Raw genomic sequence first — 16,519 nt, 5'->3', positions numbered from 1 at the left:
ACCCCCCCTAGTCCGAGGAGGGGAGGTCTCCCCGCAGCAGCTTCCGCCGCCCGTAGACCTCCGCGGCCTCCCGGACGAAGCCGGCGCACACCTTCGCGGCGTAGGTCTCCTCCAGCTCCCGGGCGATGGCCTCCATCTCCTCCCGGGTGGACCGGTGGGGCCTCATGGCGTTGTAGATCTGGAGGATGCGCTCGTCGGGCACCCGGGTCAGCTCCGCCGCCCGCCGCAGGTTCCGGGCGATCTGGGGACGCCCGGCGCTCTCGGCGATCCGGGCCTGCATCTCCAGGGCGTCCGGGGTGATGCGAAAGTCCTCGAAGGTGGCCTTGCCGCTCTCCACCGCCTCCAGGGTCAGCTCCTGGAAGGGAATGCCCCGGGGGCTCTTCAGGAGATCCGGCCGCTTGCTCCCCAGGGGGTAGTCCGCCGCGGTGACCCCCGGACCGGACCGGGCCGCCTCCGGGGCGGCGGGATTCGGGGCGGATCCGTCCATGTTCTGGAGGACCTGCCTCACCAGTTGCGCCACCAGTTGCTCATTGATCTGGGCCATCTCGTCCCCTCCCTATCCTTCGAAGGTGACCTTGACCTCCACCGGAGCCTTGGTCCGGTCGAGGAAGCGGGCTTCCTTGTTGTGGAGCAGCGCCGCCAGCCCCTGATACCGGGGCCGGGCCATGGGATCGTTCTTCGTGGGCACCGGCGTGGGCTGCTCCGACTTGGCGTACTTCGCGGCGTTCTTGCCGATAGCCCGGAAGGTCATGGCGTCCAGCAGGGGGGACTGGGGGAACAGCTCCAGGTTGCTCAGGGGAGCCAGGTCCTTCTGGTGGATCACCGACGTCCCCCGGGAGAGCACCCCGATGCCGATGCCCGACCCGGAGAGCTTCGCCGCCTGGTGGGCCATGAAGGCCACGTCGGCGGTGTGGTAGACCCGCACCACCCGGATCTTCAGCCCCTCTTCCTCCACCCCCGCGAAGATCTGACGAAGCACCTCCGCATGGGGCACGTCCACGATGGTCTTGCTGAAGGTGGTGCCGAAGGCGGGGGTCAGGGCCAGGACCACTTCCTTCGGGTCCGTCCCCTTGACCGCCCTCCCGCTCTCCGCAAACGCCACCCCCGAGGCTTCCTCCCGAGGCGTCGGGGTCGGGGCGGAACCGGACTGAGAGCCCAGAACCTCCGCGATCACCTCGGCGACGACCTTCTCCACCAGTTCACGGTTGATCTGCACAGGTATCTCCCCCCTTGCCTAGATGTCCTCGGGGTTGACCGCCCAGGGGATCGCCTTGATCTCGTTCCAGCGTTCCGCCGTGAGCTGGTAGCCCGTACCGGGACCTTCGTAGGTGTTCGGGTCGTTCACGGCGCTGTGCACCGTGCCGTCCGACCCGATCCAGGCGGAGGTCTGTAGGTAGTCCCCCGAAACGCGCTGCCGCATCATCATGATCAGGGACTCCGCCACGTCCCGGAAACCGCGCTTGGCGAGAATCCGGGCGATGTCCACCCCCGTGACCCCCTCCGCCATGAGGCGCTCCGCGCCCTTGAGGTCCTCGGGCACGTTTCGGGTGCCCACGTCCCGGCTCCCGTTGGCGTAGGTGGCCGCCTCCACCTCCTCGTCGGTGATGGGGGGGAAGCCCAGCTCGTCGAACACCGCCTGGAGCGCCCGGGCAGCCTTGTTCCGCGCCGCCACCACCCCGTCCTCCGACACGGGCTTGAGGCCCCCGTCCACCCGGAAGTCCCGCTGCAGGGCCAGGTAGTCGTCCACGTCCTCGATGTCCCAGTTGGAACCGGCGAACATGTTGTCGTAGTTGGGGGTGGCGGAGTAGCCCGAGAAGATCAGGTCCGTGCCGGGGAAGAACTGGGGGATGGTGCGGGCCACCCGACGCAGGTCGGAGTGGGAGAAGGTCTGGTCGTTCCCCGAGGCCACCTCCAGGTCCAGGGCCATGGTGATGAGGTTCTCCGCCGCCACCGCCCGGATGCCCGAGGGAACCGCACCGGGCACGCCGATGCAGGAGATGGAGCCGTTCTGCAGCCCCTGAACCCCCGCGCCCCGGGTGACCAGGATGCACCGGGCTTCCAGGTAGAGCATGGAACGCCCCTCCGCGGCCCCCATCTGCACCTCGCTGCCCGTGCCGCTGGTGAACCGCATCTTGAGGCCCCGGCTGGCGTAGGCGGAGGCCAGGAAGGACTTGGACCAGGGGGTGTCGTCCCCGTCCACGAAGACGCTCTCCGTGCCGTACACCGACACGGTCTCCGCGTAGGCCGTGAGGCCCCTCATGCCGATCTGAAGCTCGAAGGCCTCCTCCAGGGCGTCCTGGGACAGGGTGCCCGGACGTCCCACCTGGCCGCCCACCAGCAGGGCCAGGGCGTTGAAGGGGGCGTAGCGCACCACCCCTACGGTGGTCTCGATCTCCACGAACCCCCGCAGGGCCGCCTCCGCCGCGTCCGCCGCCAGCAGCACCGGGTGGTCCTTGGCGCTGGTGACGTGGGCCTGGTTGGCGGGAGTCTGGCGGCACCGCATCTTCTGCATGGCCATCATGATCTCCACGATGTTCATGACCGAGAGGACCCCCGCCAGCTTCGCCGGGGTGAGCCCTCCGAAGAGGCGACGCACCTCCCGGCGGGGGACGTTGATGTCCACCAGCATCCGGGCCAGCTCCTGGCAGCTCTTCCCCATGGCCTCGACGGCCACGGCGGTGTCCAGGGCGTAGTCCGCCACGAACTGCTCGATCATGTCGAACTGGTCCCGGGTGCGGCCGTCCATCTCCATCACCTTGCCGCCCTCGATGCGGATCGACGGCTTGGGATCGTTGGGGCTGTCCATGGCGATGAGGCCCACGTCCACCCACTCTCCGATGAACCCGTCCTTGTGGACGGGTCGGTTCTCCAGGATCTCGAATCGCTTGCTCCTCTTGGCTTGTGCCATCCCTTCCACCCCCTTCGGGTCGGTCGGCCCCTAGATGTAGGAGACGGTGCTGGTCTGGGGCTTGCCTCCCATGGAGTGGAGCAGCTTCAAGCCCACCTCTCGGGCGGAGATGATGGACTGCCGAACCGCCCCGGAGTCGCCGGTGACCATGATGAAACACTCGTTGGTGAGGCTGGTGCCCTTGCTGGGGGAGCAGTAGGCGAAGGGCTCCACCTCCGCTGCCTTCAGGGCGGTGTCGCACATCACCAGGCCGATCCCCGCGGGGGCCCCCAGGATGAGCCCGAAGGCCCGGCCCAGGGGGGCGCCCAGGGCCTTGTTGAGGCAGTAGCTGGCCCGGGCGGTGTACTGCAGCTCCAGGTAGCCCACCTCGTTGCCCCACACGTCCCCGAAGGTGCGGTCCAGGTCCTTCAGGGTCACCTCCACCGCCCGACGGGCGTCGGAGACGTCCTCCGCCCCGAAGACGATGAGGCAGCCGTGCCCCGCCCCGCCCTCCGTGTCCCGGGGAAGCTCCACGGAGACGATCTCCGTGTTGGTGGCCTTCACCGCCTCGTCGGCGGCCATGATCTGCGGCCCCGCCCCGATGCGGTCGGAAATGATCCCGATGGAGCGGAAGCGTTTGTCGATGCCCATCTTCTCGTGAAGCCGGGGCTCCACGTTGGCGATCACCAGGCCGATGGTGTGGCCCCGGGCGGTGCCGATGAACTCCGTGACCCCCGCGGGAACGCAGGCCGCCTCGACGGCGGGCTTCGGGGCCTCCACGGGAATCTCCGAGGCGAAGCGCTTCATCACCTCGTCCATGACCTTCTTCATGACGTCCTGTTCCATCTAGGGCACCTCCTCCGCGTCAGCCCAGCTTGGGCAGGATCTTTTCCGTGTCGCTGTGGGGCCGGGGGATCACGTGGATGGAGACGATCTCCCCCACCTTCTTCGCCGCCGCAGCGCCCGCGTCGGTGGCGGCCTTCACGGCCCCCACGTCCCCCCGGACCATGACGGTGACGTACCCCGAACCGATCTTCTCGTACCCCATGAGGTGCACGTTGGCGGCCTTCACCATGGCGTCCGCCGCCTCGATGGCCCCCACCAGACCTCGGGTCTCGATGAGCCCCAGCGCTTCTCCGTTCATCGGGAACACCCCTCCTCCAACAGTTCTTCGATTCGCTCCTTCATTTCCCGCAACCCCTCTCCGGTGACGGAGGAACAGCGCCTCACCTCCCTCGCCCCCGCCCGGAGCAACACCTCCCGGGCCCGGCGAACCCCTTCCGCCGTGGCCTCGTCGCTCTTGGTCACCACCCCCAGCACCGGAGCCCGGATGGACCGGGCCAGCCCGGGGGGGTACCGGGAATCCCTCGTTCCGTCCGCCAGAAACAGCACCACCCTCGCCTTGGTGGCGTTCATCAGGATGGCGTGGTAAAGCCTCGGATTGTCCAGCAGCTCCCCCGGCGTGTCGATGGCGAAGGCGGAGAAGGTCACCATCTCGGTCTTCCGGACCCGTCCCTCCGTCAGCCCCAGGGCCGCCAGCAGGGTGGTCTTTCCCGCCCCGGCGGGGCCTACGGCCATGACCCTCCGGGGCGACGCCCCCCCTGAAGACACGAAAGGGAGCCCCCTAGGTCCTGGTGATCGGAGCGGGCACGAAGCCCAGCACCGACTCCAGGACCGAGACGGCCCCCACAAGCCCCGTCTCCACCGAGGAGACCTCTCCGGTAAACATGAGGCACCCCGTGAAACGGTCCACGAACTCGACATGCACGTCCGCCGCCTTGCCCGCCGCGTCCGCGGCGATGATGGCTCCCTCTCCCGGGGTGATGGTCATGATCCCCACCGCTCCCGGGTGGTCCACCCCCAGACGTTCGCACAGATCCGGCCGGGGACGGCGGATCAGATGGGCCAGGGTGACCTGCTTGCCCGGCACGTATTCCTGGACGATGCGCTGCTTGCCCTCTCCCATGACCTTCCCCCTCTTCGGGCGGCGCCTTGGAAACCGCGGTTCGTCACGGCGCTTCCAGAGATACCCGAAGGCGTTTCGGGGGGCATCCAGGGGGGGGGCGGTCTTTTTGAGCGGTTTTTCGGCAGTCCTTTGTCCAAGCAGAAGGAAGAAGGAAAGACAAGGGGGACTTGTTCGTTTTTTTGATCGGTTTTGCGGGGGAGGAGGTCAGCGTCCCGGGGGCTCCCCCAGGCGTTCCAGCTCGTAGTCCACGTCGAAGAGGCGGTAACTCGGGGCGGCCAGCCAGGCCTGAAGCTTCCGGTACAGGGCATCCGCCGCCGCGGGATCTCCCTCGAACACCACCATGTCCGGGTGGCGTTTGAGGAACCATTCCTGGTGCACCCGCCGCAGGGCATCGTAGCACCAGTAGGTGTTGAGCAAAGGGATCTGTACCACCCCCTCGTTCACCCACCCCACGATGCGCCCCCGCAGGGAGCCGTCCTTGCGTTTCTCGTCCAGCCGCTCCAGGTTGTTCAGGTCCACCATCAGGGCCCCACGCTTGATCCAGGCCACCTCGCCGCCCCCTTCCCCGTGGCTTTGGTCCCAGCATAGAGGGCTCCCCGGAGGACGCATCCCCGGGGGAAGCGGTTTTTTTGACCGCTTCCTCCCCTCCCCGCTGTCCCCCCTCTCCCCGGGACGCTACACTGGGGGCGCAAGGCCATCCTCGGGAGGTGAACGTCCTGAACGGCGACCCCGCCTTTCCCGTTTCCCCGGATTCCTCCGGAGGCTCCTGGAACGACCCCCTGCTCCTCCTGTGGAAGGAGGAGGAGGGAGGAGGGCTCACCCCGGGCAGCCTGGCCTGGTGGGAGCAGGTGGCGGAGATCGCCCGACTCCAGGAGATCCAGGACCGGTTCGCCAAGATCATGAAGGTGGGGGCCATCATCACCACCACCGACGGCATCCCCGTGACCCAGCCCAGCAACTTCACCCCCTTCTGCCTGGCCATCCGGGAATTCCCCGAAGGGCGCTGCCGGTGCTACGAAAGCGACGCCGCCGGAGGCCGCCGATCCCGGGAGGTGGGACGCACCTTCGCCTACCGGTGCCCCCACGGTCTCCTGGACATGGCCAGCCCCATCATCGTGGAGGGGGGCATGGTGGGGGTGCTCCTCTGCGGCCAGGTCCTCCTGGAGCGCTACTCCACCTCCGAGGTGGAGGGCATCGCCCAGCGGGACTGGGCCTTCGCCCCGGGGCGCCTGGCGGACCCCCTCATCGACCTGTTCCTCCACGTCCCCGTGGTGGACCACCACGCGGTGCGGGACTCCATGGACCTCCTCCACCTGGTGGCATCCCACATCGTGGGGCTCTGCGAACGGCACCTCACGGAGCGGCGGCTCCTCCAGAAGGGCATCTCCCTCATCCAGGAGCAGCGCCACAAGGAGGCCCTGGAGCGGAGCCTGAAGCTCTCCCAGGTGAAGGCCCTGCGAAGCCAGCTGAACCCCCACTTCATGTTCAACACCCTCAACAGCATCGCCCGGCTGGCCCTCTTCGAGAACGCCCCCCGCACCCAGGACCTGACGGTGCACCTGGCGGAATACCTGCGCTACGTGCTCCACCGGCAGGCCCACGGGGAGCTGGTGCCCCTGCGGATGGAGCTGGACTGCATCCGCCGCTACCTGGCCATCTACGGGGTGCGCTTCGGGGATCGCCTTCGCGCCCGGATCGAGGCGGGAGAGGGAACGGAGGAACTCCTGGTGCCCTTCATGCTCCTCCAGCCCCTGGTGGAGAATGCCCTCTCCCACGGCATCGAACCCCTCCCCCAGGGGGGGGAGATCCTCATCCGCACCGCCCTGGAGCGAGGCTTCCTGGTGGTGGAGGTGGCGGACGACGGGGTGGGCTTCGACGCGGAGGGGGCCCACCGGGGGGTGGGGATGGCCAACGTGGAGGAACGGTTGCGGCTGCACTACGGAGAGGCGGCGCGCTTCGAGGTGGACAGCGCCTTCGGCCACGGCACCCGGATCCGGGTGGTGCTGCCGCCGCGCAGAGGAGGCTGGTAACATGCCCTGGAAGGTCCTGGTGGTGGAGGACGAGCCCCTGGAACGGGAGGCCCTGGCGAAGTTCCTCCGGGAGGGACCCTTCGAGGCCCTGGAGGTGCGCACCGCCGCCGACGCCCTGAGCTTCGCCCGCACCGCCCTGGCCTGGGAGCCCCAGGTGGTGCTCCTGGACATCCGCATCCCCGGGGGGGACGGCCTCTCCACCCTGGAGGGGCTGCGGGACCAGGGCTTCGGGGGGAAGGTCCTGGTGCTCACGGCCTACGACGTGTTCGAGTACGCCCAGCGGGCCCTCTCCCTGGGGGTCCAGTCCTTCCTGGTCAAGCCCGTGCTGCCCGACACCCTCTACGCCGCCCTCCGCAAGGTCCTGGACCAGCTGGACCGGCAGGGGGAGGAGGAAGAGCGCCACCGGGAGCTTCAGACTTTCGTCCGGGACAACCGGGGGCTGGTGGCCATGGCGGCCCTCACGGAGCTGGTCCTGGAGAGGACGGACCCGGAGGCCTTCGAGGGGGTCTTCCGGGAGCTGGGGCTCCCCCCGGACCGGCCCTGCCACCTCCTGGGGGTGGCCACCCTGGAGGCCTTCCGGCCCTCCCGGGGCCTGGGCACCCTGCGGTTCCTGGAGGCGGCCACCCGGTCCTTCGAGGGAGGGCTGGTGATCCCCTGGCACCGCTCCTCCACCCTGTTGCTCCTGCCGGAGGACTCCTCTACCCAGGCGGAAGCCCTGGCGGCCCGGCTGCTGGAGGTGCTGGGGGAAAACGGCATCCCCGGAAACGTGGTCTTCGGGGGCACCGTGCGCACCCTGGAGGAGACCCGACGGGCCGTGCAGGCCCTGGAGGAGGGGCTGGACGAAAGCCTCCTGGGGGGCACCGGCCGGGTGTTGTGGGCGGAGGAACCCCAGCTCCTTCCGGAGGACCGGCCCCCGGGGCAGGAACAGGGATGGAGCGCCCTCCAGGGTCGGGTCTTCGAGGGGTTCCGCAACGGCGACCTGGCCCAGATGGCGGCGGGACGGGACGAGCTGGTACGGCTGCTGGAGCGGGCCTGCCCGGACGTGGAGCTTTCCAAGATGCTGGTGCTGGGCCTGCTGGGTCAGGTGTGCGAACTCCTCCTGGACCTGCGGTGCGACCTGGGGGCGGTGAAGGCCTGGGTGCGTCGGCAGATGCTCAACATCCTGGCCCCCAACAACCCCGCGGGGCTCCACTCCATCCTGGTGCAGGCCCTGGAGGGAGCCTGGACCATCCGGGCCAGCTCCCAGGACGAGGGGGCCCAGGTCATCTCCCAGGCCATGGCCTTCATCCGGGAGCGGTACGACGAGGTGACCCTGGAGGCCACCGCCCGGCACGTCCACGTCAGCGCCAGCCACCTGAGCCGCCTGTTCCGCAAGGTGCTGCGCTGCCGGTTCGTGGACGTGGTGAAGGAGACCCGCATGGACCGGGCCAAGGCCCTCCTGGCGGGGGGCTCCACGGTCCGGGACGCCGCCCTGGCGGTGGGGTACGGCAACATCGCCTACTTCAGCACCCTCTTCAAGCAGACCTGCGGGGTGAGCCCCAGCGAGTACGCCCGGTGCCCGGGGGCATGAAAAAAGCCGAGGGACCCCGGATCGGGGCCCCTCCGCTGCGCTCTGCCGGTGCGTGCGGGAAGGATCACTCCACGGAGACGGGCCGCTCGCTCTCCCAGAAACCGTGGATGTTACAGTAGGACAGGGCCAGGAAGGTGCCGGGCTTGGAGAGCTTCACCTTCACGGTGGCGCAGGGCTCCGCGTGGGCGGGCCCCTGGTTCGGCCCCTCGGTGGACTCCCCGTGCACCTCGAAGCGCACCTTCGCCACCTCGTAGGCGAACTTGCCGCCCTCGGGCTTGAAGAGGAGCTGGATCCACTTGATGTGGTGCTCCGTGGTGTTGGGGTGGGGGATCTCCTTGCCCACGCTCAGGGTCACCTCGAAGGCCTCTCCTGCCTTGACCTTCTCCGGGGCCTCGATGACGGGGACGTGCTTCTCCCCCTTCCAGTCGCCGCTCTGGATGGTGTCCGCTACCTTCATGAGTCGAATCCCTCCCTGCAGATTGAAATGACTATCCGTACACCCCCATTCAAGAGGGAAGAGGGGTTCCTGTCAATGCCTTACCAGAAAGAGCTTTAAGATTCGAACAACTCCGCCAGGATGTCCTCCACCTTTTCGATGCCCCGGCACCGGGTGACGTTGTCGCCGCAGAAGAAGAGTCCCGTCTCCCAGTTCCCCTGGTAGGCGTCCACCAGGGCCTGGGCGATGCAGAAGGTCTTCCGGGTGCGGAGGTAGGTGCAGTGGGAGAGGCAGTTGGCGATGCAGGGCTTGCTCTCCACCTCCCCCTCCAGGTACCGGGCCACGAAGGGGTTCTTCAGGGCCCGTCCGGGGATGCCCACGGGGCTCATGATGAGGACCACGTCCTCCTCCTGGGCGTCCACGAAGGCCTGCTTGAACCGGTCCGAGGCGTCTCCCTCCCGGGTGCAGGCGAAGCGGGTGCCCATCTGGACCCCCCGGGCGCCCCAGGACCAGGCCCGTTCCAGGTCCGACCGGTCCCAGATGCCCCCGGCGGCCACCACGGGGATGTCCGCCTTCACGTCCTGCTCCAGGAAGCGCACCAGTTCCGGCACCACCGCCTCCAGGGAGAGGGCGGGGTCCGTCACCTGCTCCATCTTGGTGGCCCCCAGGTGGCCCCCCGCGTGGAGGGGGGTCTCCACCACGAAGCCGTCGGGCTGACGCCCGTAGAGCTTCTCCCAGCGCCGGAGGATCAGGTCCGCCGCCTTCACGGAGCTGACGATGGGCACCAGGGCCACGTCGGGGTAGTCCTTGGTGAGTTCCGGCAGCTTCAGGGGCAGCCCCGCGCCGGAGATGATCACGTTCGCCCCCCCCTCGCAGGCGGAGCGGATGTGCAGGTCGAAGTCCGTGAGGGCCACCATGCAGTTCACCGCCAGGACCCCTTCGGGGGCGGCGGCGCGGGCCTCCGCCAGGGCGTCCTTCATGGCCAGCTGGTTGGCCTCGAAGTAGTTGCGGCCGTTGTAGTGGGGGGAGGCGCAGGCCAGGCCGACGCTGGCGATGGTCCCCACTCCGCCTGCGCGGGCCACCGCGCCTGCGAGCCTGGGTCCGGAGATCATGACCCCCATCCCCCCCTGGATCAGGGGGTACCGGGACACGTGTTTTCCGAGCTTGAGGGTGGGCCAGGAGGCGTTCAAGGAAACCGAGGACTCCTTTTTTGTCAATTTCGTATCCTGTCCGGTGCCCAGGGCACCGGTTCGAGTATAGGGAAAAGGGGGGCGGTTGTAAAAAGAGAACGGAAGATTCTTTCTTCTAAGACCTTTCACCGTTCCGAGGCCCGAAGCGTCTCCGACAGGCCACCGCCAGACGGGCCAAGGCCTGGGCGATCTCCGGGTCCGCCACCTTCTCCCGAAAGGCCTGTTCCTGCCGGCTCACCTCCTCCTCCGAAAGGGGGACGGGGGGAGGGGAGGCCCGGCGCCTCGGGGCCCCGGGGGCGGGGGTGGACCGGATGGACCCCACCTGAACCCGCAGCTCCTCCAGGGGAAGCTGGAACCGCTCCTTCAGCTCCCGAAGCAGCCGGGCCCGCTCGAACTGCAGGGCTTGGGCCGCCGCGGGGCTTTCCGCCGCCACGAAGAGCACCCGACCCTCCAGGCGACGGGGGGCGGTGCGGCTTCCCAGGGCCCGCCCCAGGAGGGACTCCCACTCCCGACAGACCCGGGCCAGGGTGAAGGCCAGGTGCAGCTCCGGGCTCACGCCGCTTTCCAGCACCTCCCGGAGGAAACGGGTCCGGCTAGCCACGGGAATCCCGGCGCCTCCGAACCTCCAGGGTGGCCCAGAGGAGCTGCAGGTCCGCGGGGGTGACCCCGGAGATGCGCCCCGCCTGCCCCAGGGTCCGGGGACGGACCCGCTCCAGCTTGGTCAGGCTCTCCGTCAGGAGCCCCGGCACGGACCGGAAGTCGAACCCCTCCGGAAGGGGAACCTCGTCGAAGCGCCGCATCCGGGCCACCTGCCTCTCCTGGCGTTCCACGTAGCCCTGGTACTTCGTCTCCACCGCCACGTACTCCCCCGCCTCCCGGTCCTCCCCCTCCAGGCCGCAGAGTTCCGCCAGACGGTCCCAGGTGATCTGGGGACGGCGCAGCAGTTCCTTCGCCGTCAGGGGTTCCTCCGGCGCGGGGGTGTCCCAGGAGGCCAGGAGGGAACGCACCCGGTCCGTGGGGGCCACCCGGAGGGCCTGCAGCCTCTCCTCCAGGTCGTCCTGCCGCCTCCACCGCTCCGTCAGGAGGGCCCAGTCCCGGTCCTCCAGAAGCCCCAGGCGACGCCCCAGGGGGGCCAGGCGACGGTCCGCGTTGTCGTGGCGAAGGAGCAGCCGGTGCTCGCACCGGCTGGTGAGCATCCGGTAGGGCTCCTGGGTCCCCTTGGTGACCAGGTCGTCCACCAGCACTCCCAGGTAGGCTTCGTGACGCCCCAGCACCACCGGGTCCTCCCCCCTCAGGGTCCGCACCGCGTTGATCCCCGCCAGGAGGCCCTGGGAGGCCGCCTCCTCGTAGCCCGAGGTGCCGTTGGTCTGCCCGGCGCAGAAGAGGCCCTTCACCCCCTTGGTCTCCAGCCAGGGTTCCAGCTGGGTGGGGGGAAGGTAGTCGTACTCGATGGCGTAGCCCGGTTTGAGGACCTTCGCCCTCTCGCACCCCGGAAGGGTGCGCACCAGGGCCACCTGCACGTCGTAGGGAAGGGAGGTGGAGAGGTTCTGGACGTAGATCTCCCGGTTGGTCGCCGAGAGGGGTTCCAGGAACACGGGGTGGGAATCCCGCTCCGGGAAACGCACCACCTTGTCCTCGATGGAGGGACAGTACCGGGGCCCCACCCCCTGGATGACCCCGGTGAACAGGGGGCTTCGGTCCAGGTGGGCCCGGATCAGGTCGTGGGTCCGCCGGTTGGTGCGGATCTGGGCGCAGGGGTACCCCTGATAGGTCCGTTTGGGGGAGAAATGGCTGAAGGCCCCGGGCTCGGGGTCGCTCTCCTGAAGGGGCAGGGAGGCCCAGTCCACCGTGTCGGCGTGAAGCCGCGGGGTGGTGCCGGTCTTGAGGCGCTCCACCCGGAAGCCCTCCCGGCGCAGGGAATCGGAAAGGCGCGAGGCGGGCAGCTCCCCCAGGGGACCGGAGGCGAAGCGGTGCAGGCCGATGTGGGCCACCCCGGCCAGGTAGGTTCCCGCCGCCAGCACCACCCGACGGGCCTCGATCGGGTCCCCCAGGGCGGTGCGCACCCCCCGGATCCGGCCCTGCTCCACCCACAGGTCCGTAACCTCCCCCTGGTGCACCTCCAGGTTCTGCGTGGTCTCCAGGAGCATCCGGAAGGCCAGGTGGTACTGCACCAGGTCGCACTGGGCCCGGAGGGTGCGCACCGCCGGACCCTTGGAGGTGTTGAGCCACCGGAGCTGCAGGGTGGTCCGGTCGGTCACTCGGGCCTGGAAGCCCCCCAGGGCGTCCACTTCCCGGATCAGGTGTCCCTTCGCCGGACCCCCCATGGAGGGGTTGCAGGCCATGAGGGCCGCGTTCTCCAGGTGCAGGTTCAGCAGCAGGGTCCGGGCCCCCATGCGGGCGGAGGCCAGGGCGGCCTCGCAGCCCCCGTGGCCTCCCCCCACCACCACCACGTCGTAGATCCCCTCGAAGGATTCCATCTCAACCCTCCCGGGGAGGGAACACCTTCCCCCCCTCGATGCGGTACACCGCCCCGGGCAGCGGGGCGTCCGCGTCGGCGGTAGCGGCGAAGACCTGCCACCCCGTGGCCTCCAGGGAGGAGAAGAGGATCCCCTTTCCCTCCCCGTCCAGCTCCGCCGTCACCTCGTCCAGCAGCAACACCGGGTCCCGCCTCAGGGCGTCCCGCACCACCCCCGCGGAGGCCAGCATGAGCGCCACGGCGGCGCGGCGCCGGTGGCCCCGGCTGAAACGTTCCGCCGCGGGGATCTTCCCGGAGAGGAAGACCAGGTCGTCCCTCTGGGGTCCCACCAAGGGGGTCCGGGAAAGGCGCTCCCGGTCCCGATGCCGAAGAAGTCCCCGTCGAAAGTCCTCCTTCGAGTCCTCCTCCCAGCCTCCCCCCCCCCGATGGTAACGCAACTCCAGGGGAGCGGAGAGGAGGGGCCCCACCCCCTCCAGGCGGGAGGCCAGACGCCGGGCCACGTCCTCCCGGGCCCGCCAGAGCCACACCCCCAGGGGGGCCAGGACCCGAAGCACCAGGTCGTCCCGCTCCCCCCGGCGCAGGCAGGCGGTGCGCTGCCGGAGGGCCCTTCGGTAATCGTGGAGCCGCAGGGCGTAGGGGGGGTACACCAGCGCCCCCACCTGGTCCAGAAGCCGGCGCCTCTGGGAGGCGGAACCCTCCACCACCGAGAGGCTGTCGGGCAGAAAGGCCAGGACGGGCAGGGAGGTCCGCATCTGGGTGGCCCGCACGGGAGAGCCCCCCCAGCGAAGCAGGGTGCGGCCCCTCACCTGTACCGAGGCCACCGCCGTCTCCTCTCCCTCCAGACGTCCCCTCACCCAGGTGTCCCCGGAACCCTCCCAGGGAACGACGGAGGCCGGACGGTCCCCGAAGGGGCCCCATCCGGCCAGCAGGTCCATGGCCTCCAGGAGGTTGGTCTTCCCCGCTCCGTTGGGCCCCAGAAGCACGTTGATCCCCGGAGACCAGGTGATCTCCCGGTCCTCCAGGTTCCGGTACCGGTGGACTTCCAGATCCCTAAAGCGCATCCCCTTCCGCGCCGCCGTCCTCCTCCGTGAGGGCGATGGGAGCCACCAGGCAGAGGTAGCTGTCCGAACCGGGGCGGCGGATCGCCAGGTGCCCCTCCGGCCCGTTGAAGTCCAGACGGACCCCTTGGTCCTTCAGGGCCTTCAGCCCGTCCAGGAAGAACCGCACGTTGAAGGCGATGCGCAGGGGCTCTCCCTCGATGGAGCCCTCCACCTCCTCCACCGCCTCGCCGAAGTCCGGGGCCCGCCCCCGAAGGGTACAGCTTCCCCCGGGGGAAAGCTGGAGCACCACCATGCGGTTGAAATCCCGAACCACCACGTCGATGCGTTCCAGCGCCTCCACCAGGGAGGAGCGCCCCGCCTCGAACCAGGTGGTGCGGCTGGTGGGAAGGATCCTCTCGTACTGAGGGAACTTGGCCTCCACGCGACGCACCGCGAACTCCACCTCGGAGGTGGAGAAATAGGCCTGGGCGTCGTCGAAGCGAACCTTCAGGGGAGTCTCCCCGTCCAGGGAGCCCAGGATGCGCTCCAGCTCCTTGATGCCCTTCATGGGAAGCAGAATCCCCGGACCCTCCGCCGCATCCCCCACGGCAAAGCGTGAATAGGCCAGGCGTCGGCTGTCCGTGGAGACCACCCGGAGGAAGCCGTTCTCCGGCTGGAAATAGGCGCAGGAGAGGAACTGGGGGTACTCCTCCCCCGTGGAGGCCGCCAGGGTCCCTTCGGAGAGGGCCTCGAAGAGCTGCTGCGCCGTGGTGGTCCCGAAGGGAGTTCCCTGCTCCGCACTGGGAAGCCGCGGGAACTCCTGCACCCCGTAGGTGCTGAACCGATAGCGGCTGCGCCCCGCCAGGAGGGTGGCCTTGCCCTCCTCCACGGAGACGGAGAACTGCCCCTCCGGAGCCTTGCGGAACAGGTCTCCCACGGACTTCACGGGGAAGACCGCCTCCCCGGGCACCTCCACCCGGACGCCCCGGGCCCGACAGGTCACACTGGTCTTGAGGTCCGTGGCGAGAAGCTCCACGGTGGACTCGGAAGCTCGAACCAAAATACCCGAGAGGACGTTGAGGGCGCTGGACGTTCCGACGCTGCGTTCCGCCAGGGACCAGCTCTTGGTGAACTGGGACTTCTCGATGGACAGCTTCACGGGGCTTCCTCCTTCTTCTTCTATTGTCTTTGTTTCTAAGAAAAGACTAGGAGATCTAGAAGTAGGTGCGGTGGATGGGGTGGACAACTGTTACAAAACCGGTCCCCCTCCGAAGAAACCCTGTGGATGGGGGACACGGGGGAATCGGGAAGTTATCCACCCTGTCCACAAAGGAATTGTGGAAAGACTTCCAAAAAGGGTCCTCCACAGATCCGTCCACGGGGAAAACACGGGGAATCTACAGCTTTTTCCGCACGTTATCCACAATGCTTTTGACCCGGAGGTCGTTCTTCAACAGCTCGTCGATCTTCCGGCAGGCGTGGAGAACCGTGGTGTGGTCCTTCTTGTTGAAGCCGTAGCCGATCTGTTGGAGGCTGGCCTCGGTGTACTCCCGGGACAGATACATGGCGATCTGACGGGCCAGGGCCAGGTCGGAAGTGCGCTTGGAGGAGGACAGCTCCTCCACGGGGATGCCGAAGCTCTCTGCCACCAGGTGCTGGATCAGGTCGATGCTCACGGGGCCCCGCAGGACGTTGCGGATGATGTCCTTGAGCCACTCCGCCGCCCGCTCCGTGGAGATGGGTTCCCCGTTGAGTTCCGAACAGGCCACCACGCGGTTCAAGGCCCCCTCCAGCTCTCGGATGTTGCTGGGGATGTTCTGAGCCAGGAAGAAGATCACGTCCTCCGGCACCACGTAACCCCGGAGCTCCGCCTTCTTCTGGAGGATGGCCACCCGGGTCTCCAGGTCCGGGGGCTGGATGTCCGTCACCAGGCCCCACTCGAACCGGGACACCAGCCGTTCCTCCACCCGCTGGATGTCCTTAGGGGGCCGGTCGGAGCTGATAACCACCTGTTTCTTGGCGTCGTGGAGGCTGTTGAAGGTGTGGAAGAACTCCTCCTGGGTGCTCTCCTTGTCCGCCAGAAACTGGATGTCGTCGATGAGGAGCACGTCCACGCTGCGGTATTTCGCCTTGAAGTCCTGGGTGCGGTTGTTCTGGATGGAGGAGATGAGTTCGTTGGTGAACTTCTCGGAGCTCACGTACACCACCTTGGCCCCCGGCAGGTTCTCGGAGACGTAGTGGCCGATGGCGTGCATGAGGTGGGTCTTCCCCAGCCCCACCCCCCCCCAGATGAACAGGGGGTTGTAGGCCACCCCGGGGGATTCCGCGGAGGCCAGGGAGGCGGCGTGGGCCAGGCGGTTGGACTTGCCCACCACGAAGGTGTCGAAGACGTAGTTGGGGTTCAGGCCGTTCTTGGGCACCACCAGCTGGGCCGCGGCCTCCGCCCGTTTCTGCTCGTTGGGGCGGATCTCCGAGGCCACCTGAAGCTCCACTCCCTGGGCCACCCCCCGGGACAGGAGCAGCTCCTGCAGGGGGACGAGGAAACGGGACTGGATCTGCTCCTTGATGAACACGTTGGGCACATCCAGCGCCAGAACCCCTCCCTCCAGGGAGAGGGGCAGGCAGGTCTTGAGCCAAATGTCCGCCGCCCCGGGGGGAAGGGTGTCTTTCCCCTGGGCCAGCACGTCCTGCCATAGCGCTTTGAGGTCCTGCTCCACCGGGTTCACCTCGACTTGTGGAATGTGGCGGATCCTCCCGGGAAGGGGAAAAAGCCTCCGGGAAACCCTCCACGGGGAGGGCACCCCATTGTAGCATGGGATTATCCACAAACCTTATCCACATATCCACAGCAACCCCGGGGATTTGTGGATGGTCCAACCCCTTGGAGCCGCCGTATTTCCGTGGAGCCCGTGGATAGGCACAAT

The 16,519-nt window shown here is 68.3% G+C and carries 17 protein-coding genes; 2 read left to right on the top strand and 15 right to left on the bottom strand.

Features of this window, described 5'->3' with window-relative positions:
* Window positions 1-7: 7 nt before the first annotated feature.
* The 8 genes from APAU_RS00085 to APAU_RS00050 all read right to left on the bottom strand — a co-directional run bounded on the left by APAU_RS00085 (window position 8) and on the right by APAU_RS00050 (window position 5,402).
* A complete protein-coding gene (locus APAU_RS00085; protein WP_006299595.1) occupies window positions 8-544 on the bottom strand; it encodes a diol dehydratase small subunit in 537 nt (178 codons plus the stop codon).
* 12 nt (window positions 545-556) lie between these two features.
* Window positions 557-1,216, bottom strand: coding sequence for a propanediol/glycerol family dehydratase medium subunit (locus APAU_RS00080; RefSeq protein WP_006299594.1), 660 nt, complete (start codon window positions 1,214-1,216; stop codon window positions 557-559).
* Window positions 1,217-1,234: 18 nt separating this feature from the next.
* Complete coding sequence (locus APAU_RS00075) at window positions 1,235-2,908, bottom strand: propanediol/glycerol family dehydratase large subunit (protein ID WP_006299593.1); 1,674 nt, start codon at window positions 2,906-2,908, stop codon at window positions 1,235-1,237.
* A gap of 30 nt (window positions 2,909-2,938) precedes the next feature.
* On the bottom strand, window positions 2,939-3,733 hold the full coding sequence (pduB, locus tag APAU_RS00070) for a propanediol utilization microcompartment protein PduB (protein WP_006299592.1): 795 nt from the start codon (window positions 3,731-3,733) through the stop codon (window positions 2,939-2,941).
* 19 nt (window positions 3,734-3,752) lie between these two features.
* Complete coding sequence (locus APAU_RS00065) at window positions 3,753-4,031, bottom strand: BMC domain-containing protein (protein WP_006299591.1); 279 nt, start codon at window positions 4,029-4,031, stop codon at window positions 3,753-3,755.
* Window positions 4,028-4,465 carry a EutP/PduV family microcompartment system protein gene (locus APAU_RS00060; protein ID WP_006299590.1) on the bottom strand — a complete coding sequence of 146 codons (438 nt, stop codon included), beginning with the start codon at window positions 4,463-4,465 and terminating at the stop codon, window positions 4,028-4,030. The genes APAU_RS00065 and APAU_RS00060 overlap by 4 nt, the downstream gene beginning before the upstream one ends.
* Before the next feature lie 46 nt (window positions 4,466-4,511).
* Window positions 4,512-4,853: a BMC domain-containing protein gene (locus APAU_RS00055; protein ID WP_006299589.1), complete on the bottom strand. Its 342-nt coding sequence runs from the start codon at window positions 4,851-4,853 to the stop codon at window positions 4,512-4,514.
* Between the two features lie 204 nt (window positions 4,854-5,057).
* Window positions 5,058-5,402 carry a hypothetical protein gene (locus tag APAU_RS00050; RefSeq protein ID WP_006299588.1) on the bottom strand — a complete coding sequence of 115 codons (345 nt, stop codon included), beginning with the start codon at window positions 5,400-5,402 and terminating at the stop codon, window positions 5,058-5,060.
* Between the two features lie 158 nt (window positions 5,403-5,560).
* Here APAU_RS00050 and APAU_RS00045 point away from each other — a divergent pair, with 158 nt between their 5' ends.
* Window positions 5,561-6,883, top strand: coding sequence for a sensor histidine kinase (locus APAU_RS00045; RefSeq protein WP_006299587.1), 1,323 nt, complete (start codon window positions 5,561-5,563; stop codon window positions 6,881-6,883).
* A gap of 1 nt (window position 6,884) precedes the next feature.
* Window positions 6,885-8,453 carry a response regulator gene (locus APAU_RS00040; RefSeq protein ID WP_006299586.1) on the top strand — a complete coding sequence of 523 codons (1,569 nt, stop codon included), beginning with the start codon at window positions 6,885-6,887 and terminating at the stop codon, window positions 8,451-8,453.
* A gap of 64 nt (window positions 8,454-8,517) precedes the next feature.
* Here APAU_RS00040 and APAU_RS00035 read toward each other — a convergent pair whose 3' ends face one another.
* The 7 genes from APAU_RS00035 to dnaA all read right to left on the bottom strand — a co-directional run bounded on the left by APAU_RS00035 (window position 8,518) and on the right by dnaA (window position 16,312).
* Window positions 8,518-8,910 (bottom strand): class II SORL domain-containing protein, encoded by a 393-nt coding sequence (locus tag APAU_RS00035; RefSeq protein WP_006299585.1) that lies wholly within the window; start codon window positions 8,908-8,910, stop codon window positions 8,518-8,520.
* Between the two features lie 95 nt (window positions 8,911-9,005).
* Entirely contained in the window at window positions 9,006-10,079 is a 1,074-nt protein-coding gene (locus APAU_RS00030) for an NAD(P)H-dependent flavin oxidoreductase (RefSeq protein ID WP_006299584.1), read from the bottom strand.
* 115 nt (window positions 10,080-10,194) lie between these two features.
* Window positions 10,195-10,680, bottom strand: a complete 486-nt coding sequence (locus tag APAU_RS00025) for a DciA family protein (protein WP_006299583.1) — start codon at window positions 10,678-10,680, stop codon at window positions 10,195-10,197.
* On the bottom strand, window positions 10,673-12,556 hold the full coding sequence (gene mnmG, locus APAU_RS00020; RefSeq protein ID WP_006299582.1) for a tRNA uridine-5-carboxymethylaminomethyl(34) synthesis enzyme MnmG: 1,884 nt from the start codon (window positions 12,554-12,556) through the stop codon (window positions 10,673-10,675). The genes APAU_RS00025 and mnmG overlap by 8 nt, the downstream gene beginning before the upstream one ends.
* Before the next feature lies 1 nt (window position 12,557).
* Complete coding sequence (gene recF, locus APAU_RS00015) at window positions 12,558-13,616, bottom strand: DNA replication/repair protein RecF (protein WP_006299581.1); 1,059 nt, start codon at window positions 13,614-13,616, stop codon at window positions 12,558-12,560.
* Window positions 13,606-14,754 (bottom strand): DNA polymerase III subunit beta, encoded by a 1,149-nt coding sequence (gene dnaN, locus APAU_RS00010; RefSeq protein ID WP_006299580.1) that lies wholly within the window; start codon window positions 14,752-14,754, stop codon window positions 13,606-13,608. The genes recF and dnaN overlap by 11 nt, the downstream gene beginning before the upstream one ends.
* Window positions 14,755-14,992: 238 nt before the next feature.
* Entirely contained in the window at window positions 14,993-16,312 is a 1,320-nt protein-coding gene (gene dnaA / locus APAU_RS00005) for a chromosomal replication initiator protein DnaA (protein ID WP_006299579.1), read from the bottom strand.
* Between the last annotated feature and the right edge of the window lie 207 nt (window positions 16,313-16,519).

It is taken from the genome of Aminomonas paucivorans DSM 12260 (assembly GCF_000165795.1).
In the GTDB taxonomy this organism is placed as follows: domain Bacteria; phylum Synergistota; class Synergistia; order Synergistales; family Synergistaceae; genus Aminomonas; species Aminomonas paucivorans.
Note: the sequence above shows the minus strand (reverse complement) of the source record. Positions and strands in the feature narration are given on the sequence as shown.